Raw genomic sequence first — 19428 nt, forward strand, 5'->3', positions numbered from 1 at the left:
CATTGTCGTACTGCATCCGGTTGACGAACGGCGGAACGTCTCACGAGGATGCGTTCGACTGCGCCGAACGGGTCATGATGGTGCGTCAGTTGTGCGCGAGGGCGTCGCGGAGCTCGTGCGCGCCGGGCGGGTTGGCCCCGGCCCGCGAGACGGTCACGGCGGCGGAGGCGACCGCGTGGCGCAGGACGTCGACGACGGTGTCCCGGTCCACGGCGGGCAACCGTTCCCGCGCGCCTTCGCCGATCAGCCCGTGCGCGGCGAGGGCGTGGAGGGTCCCCGACATGAAGGCGTCGCCCGCGCCGACGGTGTCGGCGACCTCGACCCTCGGCGCCTCGACCGGGATCGGGCCGCCGGGCAGGAGGGCCAGGGCCCCGTCGCCTCCCCGCGTCACGAGCACGGCGGCGGGGCCGAGCCCCAGCCAGCGTTCCGCGATCCGGTCCGGCTCCTCCCCCGGGTACAGCCACTCCAGGTCCTCGTCGCTCGCCTTGACCAGGTCGCTCAGCGCCACGCACTCCTCGACCCGGCGTACAGCCGTCGCGCGGTCGCCCATGAGGGCGGGCCGCACATTGGGGTCGTAGCTGACGGTCGCGGTGGGCCGGGCGGAGCGGACGAGGTCCAGGACGGTGGCCGATCCGGGCGCGGCCACCGCCCCGATCGACCCGGTGTGCACATGGGCCGGCGCGGGGGCGACGGCGACCGGGGAGAGGTCCCAGGTGACGTCGAAGGCGTACGTGGCCCGCCCGGCCGCGTCGAGGGTGACGGCGGCCGACGGCGTGGCCGTGGCGGAGCCGTCGGTGCGCACGTCGACCCCGCCGGAGGCCAGGTGCGCCCGGATGAGCCGCCCGTTGTCGTCCGCGCCGAGCTGGGTGAGCAGCACGGTGCGGTGGCCGAGACGGGCCAGGCCGTACGCGACGTTGGCGGGGCTGCCGCCCGGATGGACACGCGGGGCCTCTCCGGGGAGTTGGACGATGTCGGCCACGCATTCACCGATGACCAGCAGTTCGCCGTGGTCGGGCATGGGCGGTTCTCCTCAAGGGCGAGTGGTGGGGCGGCGGTTCCGGAGGCTCCGCCGGACAGGATTCCTGCACGTTTCACCGGGGCCGTCACGCCCTACGGGTTCACCGCCGCCTCCGTACGGGGAGCGGTGTCGGCGAGCGGCTTCGCGGGGGCGGTCCGGCGTACCCAGAGGAGGGCGCCGGCCAGCACGGCGGTGGCGGCGAGCAGCCAGGGCAGCGGGCCCGGCGGCAGGGCGCCCGCGCCCAGTCCCGCCCCGGCGGCGACCAGTTGCAGGGCGAGCGACTGGACGGAGAGGGCGGTGGCGCGGCCGGAGGCGTCGACGCGGCGGTGCAGCAGGTCGTTCTCGTTGGGGCCCGCGGCTCCGAGTCCCAGGTACACGAGCCCGTAGCCGGCGACGGCCACCGCGGTGGCAAGGGCGCTCATCGTGTGTGCGGTGATCCCGAGCAGGGTCAGCCCCAGCACCGTGAACGCGAGGCTCACGAGCACCGCGCGCTCGCTGCCGCCGGAGAACCGGGCGACCAGCGGGGCGAGTTGGCTGCCGATCGCGGAGCACAGGAATCCCGCGCAGGCGAGCCCGGCGTAGACCAGGGCGCCGGATTCCGCGGTCCCCATGAGGGCGGCCGCCCGGCCCGGAGTGAGCAGTTCGACGGCGGCGAGGGCGGCCCCGGCGGCGCTCGCGGTCAGCAGGATGCGACGGATCAGGGCGTCGCGGGCGCCGAGTCGCAGACCGGCGGCGATGGCGGCGGGCACACCGCCCACGACCAGGCGCAGGGTGGTGCGGGGCCGGGGCGGTTCGGGCAGGGAGCTGAGCACGTAGAGCACGAAGACGAGTTCGACCAGCGCGCCGAACAGGGCGGGAACGGAGAGCGGGATCACGAGCCCGCCGGTCGCGCCGGTCAGCCACTCCCCCGCACCGGGGGCGAGTCCGAGCAGCCAGGGCAGTCCGCCGCCGAGCAGGGTCCCGATGGCGAGAGCGGCCGAAGTGGCGGACCCGCCGCGCGCCAGGCCCGTACGCAGGTCGGCGTCGGGTCCGGCGTGGGCGTGGACGGTGTCCACGTACCAGGCTTCGGCGGGTCCGCTGGACAGGGCGCGGGCGAGGCCCATCAGGCCCATGCCGAGGGCGATGGCCCAGCCCGCCGCGCCGAGGCCGATGAGGGTGAAGGCGGTGAGGTTGAGCAGTCCGGCGAGGGCCAGGACGGGGCGTCGCCCGATGACGTCGGACAGCCCGCCGGTGGGCAGTTCCATCGCGGCGGCGGTGAGGGAGTGCACGGCGAAGAAGCCCGCGATGGCGGCGAGGCCCATCCCCCGTTCGGTGAAGAGGAGCACTCCGGGGGCGATGGACATGCCGATGGGGAACCAGAAGAGGAAGGAGACCGCTACGTACCGGCGGCGTGCGGTCGCCTCGTCGAGGCCGCCCGCAGGGGCGGCGGCGAAGGCCGGGCGGCGCGTCACGACGCGTCTCCGGTGGTGGCGTCCGGGCTTCCGGCGTCCGTCGCGTCAGGCCCGGCGGAGGCGTCCGCGCGGTCCCGGGCGGCCTCCGGCTGCGGGGCCAACGGCAGTCCGGCGGTGAACAGGACGACCCGTTCGGCGCGGGGGTCCCCGGCGTCGCGGGCGCTCAGCTCGTCCGTCTTCGCCCGGAACGCCTCCCACAGTTCGGCGAGGGACTCCGGGGTCAGCCGGGGCATCATGTCGCTGATGCCCGAGGGCTCCTGCCACTCCTGAGCCAGCAGGCCGTCCTCAAGGTCCGCCTCGTGGTGGTCCAACGACTGCTGGAGGTGCTCGATCTGACGGCGGTGCAGAACGTTGAGGATCGCGCTGCCGCCGGGGCTGCGGCGCAGCGCCTCGTTGCTCCACGAGGTCATGGCGTGCACGGACTTCCAGCGGCGTTCGCGGCCGTCGCGGTGCACGGCCTCGGTGACGAAGGCATACTTCGCGAGCACGCGCAGGTGGTAGCTGGTGGAGGCCGACGACTCCCCTGTCCTGCCCGCGAGCTCACTGGCGGTGGCCGGGCCGTGCTGCCGCAGCAGCCCGAGCAGGGTGAGGCGGAGGGGGTGGGTGAGCGCCTTGAAGGCGGCACCGTCCTCCACGGGATCGAGTGTGCGACGACTCTCTTCGCTGTCCATGACCGCAGCGTAGAACGGCGCGGGCACTTTCCCAAAGTGTTTTTGCAGAATGTTTTTTGGAAACTTGCGGGCGTCTCCGGAGGCCGGGTTCGAGCCCGCCCGGTCCAGGGCACCGAGGCCGCTCAGGGCCCGGCTCGGCCCCCCTCCCCGTGAGCACCCCGGCCTCCCCGTGATGGCGGTCCCGGCTCAGCCCGCCCGCGCCGCCTCCAGGGCGTCCGCGACCCGGCCCAGGAACCGGGCGTGGTCGCGGGGCCCGTAGAGGGGTTCGGGGTTCCACGCGATGACGGGCACAGGCGGGGCGCCGCGCCCCCACAGCCCCTCCAGCGGGGCGGCGTGGGCGCGGGCGTCGGCCAGGATCACCTCGGGCCGCAGGGCGAGGATGCCGGCGCGGTCGAGCGTGGCCCAGTTGACCCCCGGCCCCTCGGGCGGCTCGACCACCTGGACGCCCAGTTCGGTGAGGACGCGCAACTCGGGCCACATCGCCGGGCGCGCGACGTACGCCCGGTCCGGGCTCGCCGGAGAGAGGGCGAGCACACGGGGGCCGTCGGCCGGCGGGGTGGCGGCCACGGCGCGCAACCGCTCGCGGGCGGCGGCCGGTTCCCGCTCCGCACCCGGCCGGTCCGGGGCCCCGAGCGAACGGGCCAGCAGGGCGAACCGGTCGCCGATCCGCCCGAACGTCCGGGCCTGACCGACGTCGAGGACGACCACCGGCACCCGCTCCTCCAGGCGTTCGGCCGTCTCGGGTGTCAGCCCGTAGACGTGGCCACCGCCGTAGCTGACGGCCACCACGAGGTCCGGCCCCGCGCTCAGCAGCCGCTCGGCGTCCAGGGAGCCGCCGGCACCGACGTACGCGACCTCGCCGAAGGGCAGGGTCCCGGTCTTCGCCGTGTCGGGGTCCGGGCCGTCGTGCTCGGACCCGAAGACGGCCATCGGCCGGATACCGAGGTCCCACAGAGTCGCGCCGGCCTGGACGTAGGCCAGCACCCGCCGAGGCGGCCGAGGCGCCGCCGACTGCCGCCCCCGGTCGTCGGAGAACCGCCATTCGCTCTGCTCCGTCACGTCACACACGCCCCTCCGCCGCCGACCGCCGTACCCCTGGTGCGAGTTCGCACACCTGTACCTGCCCAGCTCCTCCTGGCCACACCCCTCCGGTCCGGGAACAAACGGCGGCCCGTCAGTCCCGGCGGCGCCGTGCACATAGAGTCACAAGATGCTAGACATTGGTCACTGAATGTCATTTCTCGGCGTCCTGCGCCTCCCCCTCCCGAACGGAGTCGACCTCCCATGCGCGCGACCTTGAAGGCGGCCCTGGCCCTCGGCATCGGCGCGTCCCTCTGCGCGGCCCCGACGGGTGCGCCCGCCTCGGCGCACCCCGTCGCCGCCGAGGCCCGTGCGGCGTCCGGGGCGAGGAAGCCGGCGCGGTGTCCGGTCGTCGACGTACTGGCCGTCTACACACCGAAGGCCGCGAAACGCGTCGGCGGCGAGCACCGGGTGCCCGCCTCGGCCCAGCGGATCGCGGCCCGGATGAACCGGTCACTGGCGGGCGGCGGGCTCTGCGGCACCATCCGCGTCGTCCACCCGTACACGGCGGCCGGTCACGAGGGCCCGGAGGAGTTCCGCGCGGCGCACGCCGCCCTGAAGGACCACAGGTCACCGGGGATCGGCCGGCGGGTCCACGAACAGCGGGCGCGGTACGGCGCCGATCTGGTCGTCCTCCTCGTGGACCGCCCGGAGCGGGGCGGCGGCACGGCGGACTACACGCCCGCACTCGATGCCTCGACCGACGAGTACGCCTACGCGGTCGTCGACGTCGACGGCATCGAGCTGGACTCGGCGAGCCACGAGATCGGCCACACCCTGGGGCTCGCCCACGACCGCAGGACCCTGGCCGGCGATCCGGGCGGCTCGATGAGCGTGGGCCGTGACCGGCCGTACAACACCGGCTGGATCACCGAGGACGGCAGGCGCTACACGATCATGGCGTACCGCTCGTCGTGCGGGGGCCACTGCCGAAGCATCAGCAGGTTCTCCAGCGCCACGGGGACATGGAACGGCCACCGGCTGGGCGACGCGGACAACGACGGCGTACGGGCGCTGCGCGAGACCATGGCGATCGTCGCCGGGTACCGCGACAGGAACTGACCGCACCCGCCGCGGAGGCGCCTCGCCTGCGACAAGGGGCACGAGGCACCGCACCCGGCGCGGGGCGGCCTCACCCGGTACGGGGGCGCGCGCCGTCCAGCGTCAGATCCACGATCCGGCGCGCGAGCCCCTCGCCGAGAGGTGCGCCGGTCAGCAGGACGCGAGTGAACAGGGGTCCCGCCAGGGTCTCGGCCACCAGCCGGGGGTCGGTGTCCGGGGCCAGCTCGCCGCGCTCGACTCCGCGCCGCACGATGTCCTCACCGCGCCGGAGCCGGGCGTCCCAGTAGGGCAGGCGCTCCGCCTCGACGGCAACCGCGTCGAAGGAGGCGCCGAGGTGGAGCAGGGCCGCACCCTGCGGCGAGGCGAGGTAGTCCGCGACCGCCGCCATCAGCTGGACCAGGTCCTCGCGCACGTCCCCCGTGTCGGGTACGGGCAGCGCGTCGTCGGCGTGCGAGCCGAGGGCGTCCAGCAGCAGGTTCTCGCGGGTCTTCCACCGCCGGTACACGGAGGTCTCGTGCACCCCCGCCGCCCTGGCGACCGCCGCGACCGTGGTGCCGCCCAGCCCTTCGGCGGCGAGGAGGTCCACGGTCGCCGCCAGGACGGCCTGCCGCATGGGTTCGCCCCGGCGGCGCAGGGGGGCGGGGCTGTTCTCGGTGGTCATCCGCGAACCGTATCGCAAGGCTACTTGCTTTAACCGCAGGACCGGCCTACGTTTTAAAGCAAGGCGACTTGCGATAGGCCGCCGATCCGAACCGTAAGGACCCGTCATGGAACGCATGCGCGCCGCGCGTCTCCACCTCCCCAGCCGTTCTCTCGTCGTGGAGGAGGTGGACAGGCCCGCCCCCGGCCCCGGCGAGGTGCTCGTGAAGGTCGAGGCCGCCGGGGTCTGCCTCTCCGACGTACACCTCATCGACGGCACGTTGAGCCCGATGTATCTGGAGGGCGACTCGGTCACGCTGGGCCACGAGGTTGCCGGGACCGTGGCGGAGACCGGGCCGGACGTCACCGGCTGGGCGCCCGGCGCCCGCGTGGTGCTCCAGGCGGGCGAGGAGCGCCGCGGCCGGACGTACACGCGGGGCGTCGACTACGACGGCGGCTGGGCCGAGTACGCGCTCGCCACCGCGTCCACCCTCGTCGCTCTCCCCGACTCGCTCTCCTTCGAACAGGCGGCGATCATCCCGGACGCGGTCTCGACTCCGTGGGCGGCGGTGACCGCCACCGGCGACGTGCGGCCGGCGGAGGCCGTGGGCGTCTGGGGCGCGGGCGGCCTCGGCGCGCACGCCGTGCAGCTGCTGCGGGCGGTCGGGGCGTATCCGGTCGTCGCGGTGGACCCCGCTCCGGCGGCCCGGCAGCGGGCCCTGGAGTTCGGGGCCGACCTGGCGCTGGACCCCGCCGATCCTGGGTTCCGCGAGAAGGTGCTCGGGGCGAGCGACGGCACGGGTCTGACCGCCGCGTTCGACTTCGCCGGCGTTCCCCCGGTCCGCGAGCAGGCGCTGACCGTGCTGGCTCCGAAGGGCCGGCTGGTGCTGGTGGGACTGACCGACCAGCCGCTGACGGTCGCCCACGGCACCCTGTTCAGCTACCTCCAGCAACGCATCCTGGGCCACTACGGCTCGGAGAGCCACCACGTGAGGCAGCTCGTCCGGCTCGCCGAGGGCGGCAGGCTGGACTTCTCCCGGTCGATCACCGACGTACTGCCGCTGGACGAGGCGGCGTCGGCGGTACGGCGGATGGAGACCAAGGAGGGCGACCCGGTCCGCCTCATTCTGCGGCCGTGACGGGCCTTTCCTCCCCGGCCAGGGACTTCTGCTCCCCCGTGTCGGGCCCGCCCTCCGCGGCGGGCCCCGCCGTGGCACCGGGCCTCTGTCCCGTGGCTCTCTCCGGCCTCTCCCGCCGGAGTTCGACGTTGAACTGGGCGCCGGCCAGCAGCGAGAGGTTGGCGAACCACACCCAGATCAGGAAGACGACGAGCCCGGCCAGCGATCCGTAGAGTCGGCTGTAACTGCCGACGCGGGTCGCGTACAGGGCGAACAGCGCCGACGCGGCCAGCCAGCAGAACGCGGCGAGGACCCCGCCGGGCAGGCTCCGGCGGACGCCGCGCGCGGAGCGGGGGCCGGTGCTGAAGAGGACCATGATCAGGCAGGCCACCAGAAACATCAGCAGCGGCCACTTCATCACCGCCCACAGGCTCTCCCCCTCGTGCGGCAGACCGATGCGGCGCCCCAGCCAGCGGGCGAGCGGGCCGGTCATCACGAGGGCGAAGGCGCTGGTCAGCAGCAGGAGGAGCAGGCCGATCGCGGAGACGACGATGATGTGCGCCTGCCGCAGCGGCGGCCGGGTGTCCCGGACGCCGTGCATGGCGTGCATCGCCCGGCGGAAGACCGCGAGGTAGCTGCACGCGGACCACACGGCGCTCACGGACCCGGTCGCGACGAGCAGCCAGACGGCGGAGCGCTGCCCGGTCGCCGCCTCCAGCGGCCTGCGCAGCGCCTCACCGGACTCGGCGGGGGCGAAGGCGGTGATGTCGGCGATCAGCGCGCCGGTCGCGTCGGGGTTGGCCAGTCCGATGACGGACACGGTGACCAGGAGCGCCGGCAGCAGGGCGAGGATGGCGTAGTACGTCAGGGCCGCGGCCCAGTCGGTGACGTCGTCGTTCCACAGCGAGACCGGGGTACGGCGCAGGGCGGTGAGCCCGCGCCGGTGCGGTGCGGTACGTCCGGGGGCGGTGCTGTCCGCGGTGGACGCGGTCTGGGTGGGCAAGCTGGTACTCCGGGTACGTGGGTGGACGCGGCGGGCGGCACGGCCTGTCCGTCTCCGGACGCGCCGACTCCGCTCGATCCTCTCCTGCCACGCCCCGGCCGGTGCACACCCCTCCCCGCCCGACGGGATCGCGCGCCGCGCCCCGCCGGCCTCGGGGGCGGTCAGTCGTTGACGGCGGTGAGCAGGACCACGGCGTCCTGGAGCGCCAGCAGTCCGTGCCGCTCCTGCGGGATCGGGTGCAGGATCCCGGCCGGCAGGTCGGCGTCGCCGGAGACGGCGGTGAGACGGACGCTGCCGCGCAGGACCAGCAGGGACGCCGCGGGCGGCGCGTTGTGCTCGTCCAGCGCCGTCCCCTCGGTCAGGGCGATCACCGTCTGCCGCAAGGGGGGCTGCTGGAGCAGGAGGTGGGCGCTGCGGCCGTGTGCGGAGGCGCGGGCGGCGGCCAGGTGCTCCTCGGCGAGTGCGTTGAGGTCGTCCATGTGCCCACTGTGCCGCAGCCGCGCCCGCCCCGCGATCCTGGCGTACCCGTGACGCGGGCGGTACCGGCGGCTCGCACGGGCGGCCGTTCCGGGGCGCGGGTCGCGCCGCGCGGCCACCGTTCCCCGGCCCGTGGCCGGTCCGGGGAACCGGTCGTGCGGCGGTCCGTCAGAGGCCGCCGGTGAACAGCAGCCGGTCGGGCGAGCCCTGGCCGAGGCCGGAGAGCACGGACGGGGTGGCCGTGTCCGTCAGCCACCGCGCGACGACGCCGGGCGCGGCCGAGGGGTTCTCCTGCTTGTACAGGGCGGCGACGCCCGCGACGTGGGGGCTGGCCATGGAGGTGCCGTTCAGCGAGACGGTGCCGCCGCCGAGCCGCGCGGAGACGATGTCGGCGCCGGGCGCGTACAGCGCGACGCAGGAGCCCCAGTTGCTGAAGGGGGTCTCGCGGTCCTGCCGGTCGCTCGCCCCGACCGCGACCACGCCGTCCGCGGCGGCCGGGGAGACGTCGCAGGCGTCCCGGTCGTCGTTCCCCGCCGCCACCACGGGCAGCACTCCGGCGTCGGCGACCGACTCGACCGCCGCGTCGACGGATGTCGAACGGGCTCCGCCGAGCGAGGCGTTGAGCACGGCGGGGGCCTCGGTCCGCCCGGCGTCCCTGGCGACCCAGTCGAACCCGGCGAGGATGCCGGCCCAGGTGCCCCGGCCCTCGCAGTCCAGGACGCGTACGTTGACCAGGGAGGCTTCGCGGGCCACGCCGGCCGTGCCGCCGCCGACCGTGCCCGCCACGTGCGTGCCGTGGCCGTTGCAGTCCATGCCGGCACGGCCGTCCCCGACGGCGTCGTACCCGTTCACGACCCGGCCGCCGAACTCGGTGTGCGCGGCGTCGATCCCGGTGTCGACGACGTACGCCTTCACCCCCTTGCCGGTGGCCGTGGTGGTGAAGGTGTCGTCCAGCGGCAGGCGGCGCTGGTCGATGCGGTCGGCGCCCCAGCCGGCGGCGGGCGCCCGGAAGAGGCTGCCGGCCCTCGGCGCGTCCACGGTCACCTCGGCGTTCTCCTCGACGGCGAGGACGCCGGGGACGGTCCGCACCGCTTCGAGTTCGGAGGCGGTGAGCGAGGCGGCGAAGCCGTGCAGGACGTTTCCGTAGCGGAACAACGGCCTGAGCCCGAGCTCCCGCAGGACGGTGTCCGGCGAGAGTTCGGGCTCCAGGGTGACGATGTACTGCCCGGGTACGGCCCGGGTGGACTGCTCCACCCGGACCCCTTCCGGTCCGCTGTCGGCCGAGGCCGTGGCCGGGGCGCCGATCAGCGGGGCGATCAGCAGCAGGGCGGCCGTGGCCCATCGGGCGGGCAGGCGCATGCAATCTCCTCGGGGTGGGGATCCGTTCACGGGGCGAGTGCGTCCGCGAAGCACGAACACCCGTTCCTTCGTCCCCGCCCGTCGGCCGCCTTAGCGGGTTCAGCCGGACAGCGCAACGTCGGCGGTCAGCTCCAGTTCGTCGAGGTCGTGCGGCACATCGGCCGGGAAGCCCTGCTTCGCCCAGCTGCCCACGGCGACCTCGGCCGTGATTCCGGGCCCGAACCCGGCGATGAGCCCTTGCGCCGCCTCCGCCGCTCCCCCGTCGTCGAAGAGCCTGGCCAGCGCGTCGAAGACGACGGAGCTGGCGATGTTGCCGCGTTCGGTGAGAGTGGCCCGGCTGTAGCGGAACATCTCCGGCGGCAGCTCGAGGAAGTGGCAGAGGTCGTCCAGGATGCGCGGCCCGCCGGCGTGGACGATGAAGAAGTCCATGTCCGGGACGGACCAGCCGTGCAGGTCGACCAGGTCCTGGAGGACCGGGGCGAGCATCTCCATGGTGCCGGGGACCCGCTTGTCCAGCAGGAAGTGGAAGCCGGTGTCGCGGACGGCGTAGGAGATCCAGTCCTCGGTGTCGGGAACCAGGTGGGAGCCGTTGCGCTCCAGCCGCATGCCGGTCCCGCCCCGGCCCCGTACGACGGCGGCGGAGAGGGCGTCGCCGAACAGGCCGTTGGAGAGCAGGGAGCCGACGCCGATGTCGGTGGGCTGGTAGCACAGCGAGCAGAACTCGCAGGAGACGATGAGGACGTTGGACTCGGGGTAGGCCCGGCAGAAGTCGTGCGCGCGATTGATGGCCGCGCCGCCCGCCGCGCAGCCGAGCTGGGCGATGGGCAGCTGGCGGGTCTCCGGCCGGAACCCCATCGTGTTGATGATCCAGGCGGTCAGCGAGGGCATCATGAAGCCGGTGCAGGAGACGTAGACGATCAGGTCGATCTCGCCGGGTTCGGTCTCGGCGTGGGCGAGGGCCCGCCGGACGACGTCGGGGACCCGCGCCTTGGCCTCGGCCTCGTACACCCGGTTGCGCACCTCGAATCCGGGGTGCTTCAGGGTCTCCTCGACGGGCTGCACGAGGTGCCGGGTCTGGACCCCGGTGTTCCGGATCAGCCGCAGCACCAGGTCGCGCTGCGGGTGGTCGGCGTGGGTCTCCCGCGCCAGGTCCAGGGTCTGCTGCATCGTGATGACGTGCTCGGGCACAGCGATGGCGGGTCTGCACAGGGTCGCCATGGGTTCTCCTCGGTCTCTGGAGCGGGGCTCTCGTCACCAGGTGACGGGCAGCGCGAGGGGGTATCGCCAGATGGACGTCGTGTTCCACTCGATGTCCTCGGGCGGCACGTCCAGACGCAGGGCCGGGAAGCGGGTCAGCAGCGTGGAGAAGGCCACTTCCAGTTCCATGGTGGCCAGCGGCGCGCCCAGGCAGTGGTGGGCGCCCCAGCCGAACGTCATGTGGGGGATGGACGGCCGGTCGGGATCCAGCTCGTCGGGGCGGTCGAACTTGGCGGCGTCCCGGTTCGCCGTCAGATAGGACACGTGCACCACGTCGCCGGCCTTGATGAGGACGCCGCCGAGCTCCACGTCCTCCAGGGCGACGCGCGGGATGCCGACGCCCTTGCGGAAGGGGATGTGGCGCAGCAGCTCCTCCAGGGTGCGGGGCAGCCGCGCGGGTTCGGTCCGGACGGAGCGCAGGAGTTCCGGTCGGGTGAGCAGGGTGTAGGCGATGTTGCCGAGCTGGTAGGTGGTGGTGTCCTGGCCGGTGATGAGCAGGACCATCGCCATGACGGCCAGCTCGTCGTCGTCCAGCAGTTCGGCGCCGTCCCGAGCGGTGGCCAGGGTGCTGATGAGGTCCTGGCCCGGGGAGCGGCGCCGGTCGGCGGTCAGTTCCTGGAAGTAGCCGCGCAGTTCCGCCTTGGCGCGTACGGCGTCCTGCTTGCCTGCGGCCCCGACGTTCATCATGGTCATGGCGTGGGCGCGGAGCCAGGGGCGGTCGGCCTCGGGGATGTCGAGCGCCTCGCAGATGGTGATCAGCGGCAGCGGTGAGGAGATCCGGGCGACGAAGTCGGCCGGTGCGCCCTCGTCCGCCATCTCGTCCAGCAACCGGTCGACGACACGCTGGGTGCCGCCGCGCATCTGCGCGACGCGGCGCGGGGTGAAGCTCTTGGCGACCAGGCTCCGCAGGCGGCTGCTGGCGGGCGGGTCCATGAGGTTGATGGACTCGGCCTGGACGATCGGCTCCGGGGTCATCCGGGGGAAGTCGCGGCCGAGGACGGCGCCGCGGCTGAACCGCCGGTCGGTGGTGACCGTGCGGACGTCCTCGTAGCGGGTGACCAGCCAGGCCTCGCCCTCTCCGTAGGCCATCCGGATACGGGACACCGGCTCCTCGGTCAGCAATTGCCTGAGCTGGGGGTCGAACTCCAGCCGCTGCGCGTAGTCGAACGGACAGTTCCGTACGGTTTCCTTGTTCTGCACCGAGGTGTTCTCCACCGGGGTTCTCCCAATGACCGCATCGAAGAGGGGGACGTGCCGGGGCGGGCCCGGCACCGGACCTCCCCTGCATCCCCCGTCACTCACGGAAACATGTCAGTGACATAGCGCAGTCAGCCGATCAGAGGGGCGCGCGCTCCGGCGCTCAGCGGTTCGCCTCCCCGGCGGGGCGGGCGTATCGGCCCGGCGTGAAGGCAGGGGCGCATGGATCGGCCAGGCGTGGAGGCAGGGGCGCACGGATCGGCCAGGTTTCCCACTCTGCCTCAACTCGACGTTTACGCAGGTCATTTACGTCCTTCAGGTGAAAGATCCCGCGCTTTCGCCGTGGAGGGCGTACCTCGGCGGACAGTGGGTGGGCCGCCCCGGCACCGGGCCGTGGCCGGCGGAACGTGACGTGTGGAGAAAGGTGACGGTTCATGGGCACTGAGGCCACCAGGCGGGTCACGCTCGTCTTCTCCCTGTTCGACGTCAATGCCAACGGCGTCCTGGAGCAGGACGACTTCGATCTCATGGCCGACCGCGTCGTCCGCGAGGCGCACGCGTCGGACCGGGCGGCGAAGGACGCGATGCGCGCGGCGTTCAGGCGGTACTGGACGACGCTGCTGACCGAGCTGGACGCCGACGGGGACGGCGAGATCAGCTTCGAGGAGTTCACGGCGTGCGTGCTGTCGCCGGAGCGGTTCGACGCCACCATCACGGTGTTCGCCGAGGCCCTGGCCGCGCTGGGCGACCCGGACGGCGACGGGCTGATCGAGCGCCCGCTGTTCATGGCGCTGATGCGGGCGATCGGGTTCGAGCCCGAGAACATCGACGCGCTCTTCGACGCCTTCGAACCGACCGACGGGGACCGGATCCGGGTGGAGACGTGGGTCGCCGGCATCAAGGACTACTACGCCCCGGGCAAGGCCGGCATTCCCGGAGACCACCTGGTCGTCGGCACCGCCGCCTGAAGCGCCGCTCCGCGAGCTGCCGTGTCCCCGCGCCCGGAGCACGGGGACATGGTGCCGGCGACCGGGGCGCGCCGTCGGACCGGCCCGTGGCCGCCGCAGGGCGGTCCCGGTCGATGGGTTCCGCGCGTCCCGCGTGCGCTCTGAGCGCGCCTGCCGCTGGGGCGGACCCCGTCCCCACGGGCGCCGCTTCCGGAGGCGGGCACTGCCGGCGATGGCCCGGCCCCGCTCCTCGCGCACCGCGTGCCCGGCCCAAGGGCCGGTTCCTCACCCGCCGCGTCCCCCCTCCCCGGATGCCCGACAGGCTGTCAGCCGGTCAGCAGGTCGGGGTCGCCCGCCAGTGCGGCCAGGCGGCCCCGCGGGTCCGGGACGAGGCGGCGTTCGGTCAGGTCGAGGACGCCGCCCACTCCGGTGATCTCCGCGGCCACGGTGCCGTCCTCCTTGATGATCCGCTGCTCCAGGGTGAAGGTCTTTCCCGTGCCGTAGTCGAACCGGCAGGTGACCCGTACGCGCTCGCCGCCGCGCAGCTCCCGGAGGTACTTGACCGTCACCTCCAGCTGCACCGGGCCGATGCCGTCGGCCAGCAGCTTCTCCCGGGGCAGTCCGGCGGCGCGCAGCAGCTCCCAGCGGGCGTGCTCCGCGTACTGGAGGTACGCCCTCGCCTCGGGTCGCCCCCGGCAGCAGCCGCCGGAACGCGTGGACTCAGGCCGCCGGGACATCACCCTCCAGGACGCGGAGCGCACCCTCGGCCCGGGCGGTCCCGCCTCCGCGGTGCCGTCCGGGGTCAGAAGCGGTCCGGGGCGCGGACCGGGAGCGGAGAGACGGGAAGTACGTCCTGCTCGCGGTGCTGGCGCGCCTGCTCGTTCGACCCTTCGGTCGCCTCGCAGGTCACGTCCTTCACCGGGAGCTTGCCGGTCAGCAGATAGCGGTTGACCGCACCGTCCGTGCACGGATTGCCGCTGGGGTAGATGCCGTGTCCCTCGCCGCCGAGGACGGTGACCATCCTCGACCCCTTCAACTGCCGGTGGAGGGCCTGGCCGCTGGGGAGCGGCGTCTGCGAGTCCCACTCGTTCTGGACGACCAGGGAGCCGGCCTTGTTGTTCACCGTGGTCGCCCGCTCCACGGACCGGTCCCAGAAGGCACACGGCTTGATGCTGGACGCGAAGTCTCCGAAGATCGGGTAGCGGCCCCGGTCCGCGATGGCGTCGCGCCGGTAGCTCTCGGGGTTGCGGGACCAGGCGGCCGAGTTGTCACCGCACACCACGGCCCAGAAGCTCGCGGTTCCGTTGTCGGCGGGCGTGGCAGCGGTCGCGCCCGTCGCATGGCGCCCCTCGGGCCGGAGGAATTCCCTGAGCTTCTTCGGGGCGACGGTCTCGCCGTCGGCCGCGTTGCTCAGCTCCACGAACGCCTCGGTGGCGTACAGCGGGGTGAAGACCGCGGCCCTCATGCCCATGCGGATGTCGTCGCCGGTGACCACCTGCCCGTCCAGGTCGATCGGCTTCTGCCGGGCCCGCTCGACCAGGTCCCAGAAGGCCCCCTCGACCTTCTTCGGGGTGTCACCGAGGCCGTACGTCTCCGAACGCTCGGCGGCCCAGGCGGTCCACCGGTCGAACGCGGGCTCGGCTCCCTCGGCCCACCACTGGATCATGCCGCGCCAGGCGCGTTCCGGGTCGACCGCACTGTCCAGGACGAACCGGTCGGCGCGCTTCGGGAAGAGCTGGGCGTAGACGGCACCCAGGTAGGTGCCGTACGAGTACCCCACGTAGTTGATCTTCTTCTCGCCGAGGACCGCCCGGATCAGGTCCATGTCGCGTGCGGTGTTGCGGGTGGTGATGTGCGGGAGGATGTCGCCCGCCTTCTCCTCGCACTTGCGGGCGACCGTCCGCGCCCAGGCGACGTCGTCGGCGAAGGTCTCGGGCTTGTACGGCCGCAGCCAGTCCTCCTCCTTCGGCTCCAGGCCGCAGGTGACCGGGGTGCTGCTTCCCACTCCGCGCGGGTCGAACCCGATGAGGTCGTTCTTCTGCCGCGCGGCGGCGGGCAGCCATTCGGCCATGCCCAGCGGCAGATACAGCCCCGGACCGCCCGGACCGCCGGGGTTGGAGAGCAGGACTCCTTGGCGCTTGCCCGGCCCGGTGGCCTCGATCCGGGATATGGCCAGCTCGATCCGCTTGCCGCCGGGCTTGCGGTAGTCCAGCGGGACCTGGATGGTGGCGCACCGGATCTCCGGCGGGGCCTCGGGCTCGGGGCACCGCTTCCACTGCGGCTTCTGCTTCGCGTACCGGTCCAGCGCGCTCTTGCCGGCGGCCGGGAGGACGGCCGCGGCGGGGACGGCAGCAGGGGCCGCGGTGGCCGTCGAGGTGGTGAGCGCGGGGGCCAGCGTCGCCGTGACGCTCACCGCCAACAGGGGCACGAGATGTCGTCTGCGCACGAAAACGATCCTTCCGGTCACACGTTCGGACAGGAGAGATCCTTCAGGAGCGGCCGCGTGCACGTAACCTCCGTCGGGCTACACCTCGTCTCCACCTTGGGAATGATGCAACTCCGGCGCATAGGCCCTGAGTTGTACCTGCGGACGGCCCCCTTCCGCCTTCTCGCCACGGTATGGCGAAGGGCCTGGAGCCCTTCCACCACGGACGGCTTCCCGTCCACGTACGGCGTGACCGCGTCGCCCGCGCGGATCCCGAGCGGGGGTCGCCGTCGGCCGGCCCCGCCCCCGTTTCTCGTCGGGTGACCAGGGGCGCCGTGTTTCAGCTCGTCACGCTCACCGGCTTCCGCATCGGCCTCGATGATCCGGCGGTCGATGTACCGCGCCGTGGCCCGCCGGAACCGGTGCGACCGGTCCGGGGCGAGGACCGACCCGTTCGGGGGAACGTGCGCGCTCACCCCCGCCCCTTTCCATGAACGGCTGGTTCCGGGGTATCCGAACGTCAGCCAGGAAGCTCACGCGACGGGGTGAACGCTATGAACGACCGCATTCTCATGACCTTGTCACCGGACGGCGAGACCCGTACCGATTTCGTCTGCCGGCCGGAGAGGGCCGCCGACGCACGGGACGCGGTCAGCACGTTCGTGGCACGGCTGCACCCGGCGCCGACCTCGCACATGGTGCAGAGTCTCCTGCTCCTCGTCTCGGAGCTGGTCACCAACGCCGTCCGGCACGCGGGGGCCGTCACCGCCCTGTGGCTGACCGCCGACCGCAGGGGCGTCCATGTCCGGGTCACCGACCCGAGTGCGGCGCACCCGCAGGACCGCACGCCCGATCTGACCGGCCGCACCGGCGGGTTCGGCTGGCCGATGGTCCAGCGGCTGGCCCGGGAAGTCCGGATCCGCGACGCGGCCGGCGGCGGGAAGGTCATCCTCGCCACCGTGGCCCGCTGAGGCCGCGTCACCCAGCGGCCTCGCGCCCCCGGCCCTCCTGCGCTACCGCCCCGCCACCCCCCGGAGGCCCGTGCTCGCCGAGCCGGGGCGCGTCATCGGCTCCGGCGCCGTCCGGCCACTGCCACGGGGAACGGCGGAGCCACACGTCGCCCCTGTTGACGAACGGGTCCCAGCAGCCGAGCGACGGTGCCGGTCCCGCGGGGCCGGGTGGCGACCCGGACCGGCCGCGGTCGGCGCGCGGGCATCAGTGCACCGCGTCCGGGTGGCTTTCCACCTCACTCCGCCGACTCCTCTCCCGACCGCCCGCGCCCGTACGCACTCCGGCCGCCGAAGCGGCCGCGTGCAGGGAGCGCAGGGCGACGAGCAGAAACCCGATGTCGTCGAGGTAGACCGGGTCGGGCAACAGGTCGACCGGAGACACGGTGTAGATGATGGCGGCCCACACCAGCGCCTTGTCGCGCAGGGGGATTCCGGCGTCGGCCAGCAGCTTCCTGGCTCTGACGACCCGCACGAGGAGCACGACGGCGAGGGCCAGCATGATCAGCGCGGCCACGGCTGCGAGAACGAGCCAAACGGTGGAGTCCATGGCTCATCGTCTACCCACCGGCCGCCGGATACAGAACCCGTGCCGGCGATATCGCCTCTCCGGACTCCGGGGGCTCGACATCGCCTCTCCGGACTCGGAGGGCTTCGCGCCGTGCGGCGCCCCGCCTTGCGCGCGGGTCAGGCCGCGCCGTGTCCGCGGGCCTCCGCCCGGCGGCGGTTGCGGCGCTTCAGGGCGCGCCGTTCGTTCTCCGACAGGCCGCCCCAGATACCGGAGTCCTGCCCGTTCTCCAGGGCCCACTCCAGGCAGGCGGCCTGTACCGGGCAGGTCCGGCAGACGGCCTTGGCCTCCTCGGTCTGGACGATGGCCGGTCCCGTGCTCCCGATGGGGAAGAACAGGTCCGGGTCCTTCTCCCGGCAGGCGGCGTGCAGGCGCCAGTTCTCCATGCTGCTCAACTCCGCTCACTCCCGATGTCGATACGTCGTAGGTCAGTTGCCGTATGTGTCTTCCGTGCGGGTGACCGACGATCGGAGCCTCAAACACGAAGTGGTGTACGGGTCGCAGGACAGCCGTGGTTCTTTGCGCGTCCATGACCCCCGGCCGGGCGCCCTGACAGCGAACGGTGAAGGCCGGGCAGCCCGACGGCCAGGGCTCCGGGCGGGGAGGGAAGCCGGTGATGCCGCCATGCGGACCATGGCGCCCGTGCCGCCGGACAGCGGTCACCCGGAGGGCACGCGGGACGGGCCGGGCCTGTTTCTTCACCCCGCTGTCCTGCGGTGGCGGCTGTCCGGGCCAGGGCGGAAGCGGTTTCGGATACGCCGTCCGGGCGGCGACGACCGTGGACGGGCGGGGCGCCGTCACCGTTTCCGCGCACAGCCGCGCCGGGGATCCCGAGACCGCGGCCCGCCAGAAGGACGCGCTGCGCGATCTCGTCGACCATGGCCCTGTGCCGTGTTGCCCGGCCGGTACGCCACCCGGCACGAAGGCCCGGCTCCTCCGTACCCACCCGTATGCCGCCGGTCGGGAACCCATCCGTATACCGCCGGTCGGGACCTCAGTCCCTCCGCGCCGGGCGGTGCAGGGCGAGAAGCGCCTGGTCGTCCTGGACCCTGCCGCCGGTATGGCGCCCGACGTCCTCGATCAGCAGGCGGAGGATCTGCGCCGGAGTCACCGGGTCGCCGACCAGCGCGCGGGGGTGGACGAGGAAGGGCAGCCGGACGTGCGCGTCGTAGAAGACCCCGGACTCGTCGCGGGCCTCGGTGACCCCGTCCGTGTAGCAGACGAGGGTGGCACCCGGCGGAAAGGCGAACGTGTCCACCGGCGACGCACGGGTCACCAGGGCACTCATGCCGAGCGGGGGCGACTCCTCGGAGGGTTCGAGGAGGGTGGCCCGCCCCTCCCCGTCCAGCAGCACCGGCGGTGGGTGGCCCCGGTTGACCACCCGTACGGTGTCCAGGTCCTCGGAGAACTCGGCGATCAGCGCGGTGGTGAACCCCTCCTCCTGCTCCTGTCCGCCCCGTCGGCCGCCCTCGCGCAGCAGCGCTCGCTCCAGCGCGGCCACCAGGCCGGGCAGGTCCTCCGCCTCGTCCGCCGCGTACCGGAACGCCCCCAGATCCGCGCAGACCGCGCTCACCGCGCCCAGGCCCTTGCCGCGCACGTCCCCGACCATCATCCGGACCCCGTGCGGGGTGTCCTGGACGACGTACAGGTCACCGCCGATCGTGGCCTCGTCCTCGGCGGGCACGTACCGGGCGGCGATCCGCAGCTCGCCGAGGCGCGAGGGAGGCCGGGGCAGGACGGCGCTCTGGGCCACGGCGGCGATGTGCCGGGCCCGCCGGGTCCGGGCGTCCCGCCCCTCCAGGGCGCGGTTGATCAGGACGGCCAGCACGGTCACGGCCAGAAGGGTGAGCTGGTTGGCGACACCCCGTTGCCAGCCGAAGGTGCCGTCGTACCGGGCGAGGGCCGCGTGGACGGCCATGGCCAGCGCGCCGATCGCGATGATGCCGCGCAGGGTGAGCAGGGGCGCGGCGGCGACGGGAGCGGCCATCAGCAGGGGTGCGGAGGTGACATCCGACGGCGTCACCAGGTCCAGTACGACGCTCAGCACGACGACCCCGAGCGGGATCCACTTGGCTCTGCGCGGCTGCACCACTCCCCCACGGTGTACGGAGCCGGGCCGGGGCGCATCCCGGCGGGCGGCTCGCAGCAC

18 protein-coding genes and 1 pseudogene are annotated in these 19428 nt (G+C 73.4%); 4 read left to right on the plus strand and 15 right to left on the minus strand.

Annotated features, from left to right (window positions below; genetic code table 11):
* Positions 1-85: 85 nt before the first annotated feature.
* The 4 genes from QFZ71_RS00945 to QFZ71_RS00960 form a co-directional block, all read right to left on the minus strand.
* Complete coding sequence (locus QFZ71_RS00945) at positions 86-1018, minus strand: carbohydrate kinase (protein ID WP_307666324.1); 933 nt, start codon at positions 1016-1018, stop codon at positions 86-88.
* A gap of 92 nt (positions 1019-1110) precedes the next feature.
* Entirely contained in the window at positions 1111-2469 is a 1359-nt protein-coding gene (locus QFZ71_RS00950; RefSeq protein WP_307666325.1) for an MFS transporter, read from the minus strand.
* On the minus strand, positions 2466-3140 hold the full coding sequence (locus tag QFZ71_RS00955) for a winged helix-turn-helix domain-containing protein (RefSeq protein WP_307666326.1): 675 nt from the start codon (positions 3138-3140) through the stop codon (positions 2466-2468). The genes QFZ71_RS00950 and QFZ71_RS00955 overlap by 4 nt, the downstream gene beginning before the upstream one ends.
* A 186-nt stretch (positions 3141-3326) precedes the next feature.
* Entirely contained in the window at positions 3327-4199 is an 873-nt protein-coding gene (locus tag QFZ71_RS00960; protein ID WP_307666327.1) for an ABC transporter substrate-binding protein, read from the minus strand.
* Positions 4200-4424: 225 nt separating this feature from the next.
* On the opposite strand from QFZ71_RS00960, the gene QFZ71_RS00965 reads away from it, so the two are divergent.
* A complete protein-coding gene (locus tag QFZ71_RS00965) occupies positions 4425-5282 on the plus strand; it encodes a M12 family metallo-peptidase (RefSeq protein WP_307666328.1) in 858 nt (285 codons plus the stop codon).
* Between the two features lie 70 nt (positions 5283-5352).
* Here QFZ71_RS00965 and QFZ71_RS00970 read toward each other — a convergent pair whose 3' ends face one another.
* Complete coding sequence (locus tag QFZ71_RS00970) at positions 5353-5943, minus strand: TetR-like C-terminal domain-containing protein (protein WP_307666329.1); 591 nt, start codon at positions 5941-5943, stop codon at positions 5353-5355.
* 106 nt (positions 5944-6049) lie between these two features.
* Between QFZ71_RS00970 and QFZ71_RS00975 the strand changes: the two genes are divergently transcribed.
* The gene (locus tag QFZ71_RS00975) at positions 6050-7060 is read left to right on the plus strand and encodes a zinc-binding dehydrogenase (protein WP_307666330.1); all 1011 of its coding nucleotides are present in this window, start codon (positions 6050-6052) and stop codon (positions 7058-7060) included.
* Here QFZ71_RS00975 and QFZ71_RS00980 read toward each other — a convergent pair.
* From QFZ71_RS00980 to QFZ71_RS01000, 5 genes and pseudogenes are all read right to left on the minus strand, one after another.
* The gene (locus tag QFZ71_RS00980; RefSeq protein ID WP_307666331.1) at positions 7044-8042 is read right to left on the minus strand and encodes a YihY/virulence factor BrkB family protein; all 999 of its coding nucleotides are present in this window, start codon (positions 8040-8042) and stop codon (positions 7044-7046) included. The two genes, QFZ71_RS00975 and QFZ71_RS00980, sit on opposite strands and share 17 nt — an antisense overlap.
* Positions 8043-8203: 161 nt before the next feature.
* Positions 8204-8521, minus strand: coding sequence for a cupin (locus QFZ71_RS00985; RefSeq protein WP_307666332.1), 318 nt, complete (start codon positions 8519-8521; stop codon positions 8204-8206).
* 166 nt (positions 8522-8687) lie between these two features.
* Positions 8688-9878: a S8 family peptidase gene (locus QFZ71_RS00990; RefSeq protein ID WP_307666333.1), complete on the minus strand. Its 1191-nt coding sequence runs from the start codon at positions 9876-9878 to the stop codon at positions 8688-8690.
* A gap of 99 nt (positions 9879-9977) precedes the next feature.
* Positions 9978-11108 (minus strand): annotated as a pseudogene (locus tag QFZ71_RS00995) (type III polyketide synthase); the annotation flags it as partial.
* A 21-nt stretch (positions 11109-11129) separates the two neighbouring features.
* Positions 11130-12350, minus strand: coding sequence for a cytochrome P450 (locus QFZ71_RS01000; protein WP_307666335.1), 1221 nt, complete (start codon positions 12348-12350; stop codon positions 11130-11132).
* Positions 12351-12766: 416 nt separating this feature from the next.
* On the opposite strand from QFZ71_RS01000, the gene QFZ71_RS01005 reads away from it, so the two are divergent.
* The gene (locus tag QFZ71_RS01005) at positions 12767-13300 is read left to right on the plus strand and encodes an EF-hand domain-containing protein (RefSeq protein ID WP_307666336.1); all 534 of its coding nucleotides are present in this window, start codon (positions 12767-12769) and stop codon (positions 13298-13300) included.
* A gap of 305 nt (positions 13301-13605) precedes the next feature.
* Here QFZ71_RS01005 and QFZ71_RS01010 read toward each other — a convergent pair whose 3' ends face one another.
* Both QFZ71_RS01010 and QFZ71_RS01015 read right to left on the minus strand, forming a co-directional pair.
* Entirely contained in the window at positions 13606-14016 is a 411-nt protein-coding gene (locus tag QFZ71_RS01010; protein WP_307666337.1) for a thioesterase family protein, read from the minus strand.
* 65 nt (positions 14017-14081) lie between these two features.
* A complete protein-coding gene (locus QFZ71_RS01015; RefSeq protein WP_307666338.1) occupies positions 14082-15725 on the minus strand; it encodes an alpha/beta hydrolase in 1644 nt (547 codons plus the stop codon).
* Positions 15726-16258: 533 nt separating this feature from the next.
* Between QFZ71_RS01015 and QFZ71_RS01020 the strand changes: the two genes are divergently transcribed.
* Complete coding sequence (locus QFZ71_RS01020; RefSeq protein WP_307666339.1) at positions 16259-16675, plus strand: ATP-binding protein; 417 nt, start codon at positions 16259-16261, stop codon at positions 16673-16675.
* A 244-nt stretch (positions 16676-16919) separates the two neighbouring features.
* On the opposite strand, the gene QFZ71_RS01025 is transcribed toward QFZ71_RS01020, so the two are convergent.
* The 3 genes from QFZ71_RS01025 to QFZ71_RS01035 all read right to left on the minus strand — a co-directional run bounded on the left by QFZ71_RS01025 (position 16920) and on the right by QFZ71_RS01035 (position 19371).
* Positions 16920-17261 (minus strand): YkvA family protein, encoded by a 342-nt coding sequence (locus QFZ71_RS01025; protein ID WP_307666340.1) that lies wholly within the window; start codon positions 17259-17261, stop codon positions 16920-16922.
* Positions 17262-17398: 137 nt separating this feature from the next.
* Complete coding sequence (locus QFZ71_RS01030) at positions 17399-17665, minus strand: WhiB family transcriptional regulator (protein WP_307666341.1); 267 nt, start codon at positions 17663-17665, stop codon at positions 17399-17401.
* Positions 17666-18273: 608 nt separating this feature from the next.
* On the minus strand, positions 18274-19371 hold the full coding sequence (locus tag QFZ71_RS01035; protein ID WP_307666342.1) for a PP2C family protein-serine/threonine phosphatase: 1098 nt from the start codon (positions 19369-19371) through the stop codon (positions 18274-18276).
* Between the last annotated feature and the right edge of the window lie 57 nt (positions 19372-19428).

The sequence above is a fragment of the Streptomyces sp. V2I9 genome (assembly GCF_030817475.1).
GTDB lineage: Bacteria > Actinomycetota > Actinomycetes > Streptomycetales > Streptomycetaceae > Streptomyces.